The following is a 1249-nucleotide window of genomic DNA, read 5'->3' as shown; positions in this document are numbered from 1 at the left end:
GCGATCGCTTTTACCAATCGCAATAATCCCCTTAATCCAATCGTTGGGTACGAAGTTGGTTTCGTTCTTATGGGGGTGTTGTGGCTGGCACACTGAAGGCGACCTAGACGAAACCAAAACCTATACCGAAGCCGACTTCAACCGCATCATCGAAATCGAAGCCAGAGAAAAATACCGTGTCCAGATCTTCATGGAAGCGATCGACCAAAATCAGAAAACCCTCGTCTTTTGCGCCACCCAAGACCACGCCCTGGCCGTGCGCAACCTGATCAACCAAATGAAGATCAGCGCCGAACCCAACTACTGCGTCCGCGTCACCGCCAACGACGGCAAGCTCGGTGAACAGCACCTTAAAACCTTTCAGGACAACGAAAAGCACATTCCCACCATCCTCACCACCTCTCAAAAACTCTCTACCGGCGTCGATGCTCGCAACATCCGCAACATTGTGCTGATGCGGCCCATCAACTCCATGATCGAGTTCAAGCAAATCATCGGTCGCGGCACTCGCCTATTCGACGGCAAAGACTACTTCACCATCTACGACTTTGTAAAAGCCTACGAACACTTCAACGACCCCGAATGGGACGGCGAACCCCTCGACCCTGAGCCCCTCGACTCTAGACGTGTTCGTGAAGAACCAGGCGAGTATTTGGTTGAACCAGTGCAGCCCGAGCCGAAAAAGCAGCCCCGTCAAAAAATAAAAATCAAGCTAGCAGACGGCAAAGAGCGGGCGATCGCCCACCAGATGCAGACCACCTTCTGGAGCCCAGACGGCAAACCAATGTCTGCGCCAGAATTTATCGAGCGCTTGTTTGGTGACATTCCAGCGCTCTTTCGCGATGAGGCCGAGCTGCGATCGCTGTGGAGCCTACCCGATACTCGCAAGAAACTGTTAGAAGGGCTAGCGGAGAAAGGCTACGCCGAAGAGCAGCTCAGCGACATCAGCCGCCTCATCGATGCTGACAACAGCGACATATACGACGTACTAGCCTTCATTGCCTACGCCGACACCCCCATCAGTCGCCAAGCCCGAGTCGCCGCGCGAAAGCCTCTAATCTTTTCCCATTACGCTGGCAATCAGCAAGAATTCCTAGACTTTGTACTAGAGCAGTATGTTAAAGAACTGGACAGTGCGAAGTTTTTCTTGAAGTGCGAAATGCGATTCTCCATAGGAGAGGCGGAGCCAACGCTAAAAGTAACGAACATCCCTATACCCAAGGGGCAAGGAATGTTCGAGACTGGTTGA

At 52.6% G+C, this 1249-nt stretch carries 1 protein-coding gene; it reads left to right on the top strand.

Features of this window, described 5'->3' with window-relative positions; genetic code table 11:
* Positions 1 to 1249, top strand: a 1249-nt coding sequence (locus tag CKL79_RS22445) for a type I restriction-modification enzyme R subunit C-terminal domain-containing protein (protein ID WP_276301327.1), incomplete at its 5' end; no start/stop codon positions are given.

Origin of the sequence: Leptolyngbya sp. BC1307 (genome assembly GCF_002286735.1) — a bacterium.
In the GTDB taxonomy this organism is placed as follows: domain Bacteria; phylum Cyanobacteriota; class Cyanobacteriia; order Phormidesmidales; family Phormidesmidaceae; genus Phormidesmis.
The sequence above is the reverse complement of the archived record's forward strand: the minus strand, read 5'-3'. Positions and strand labels throughout refer to the sequence as shown.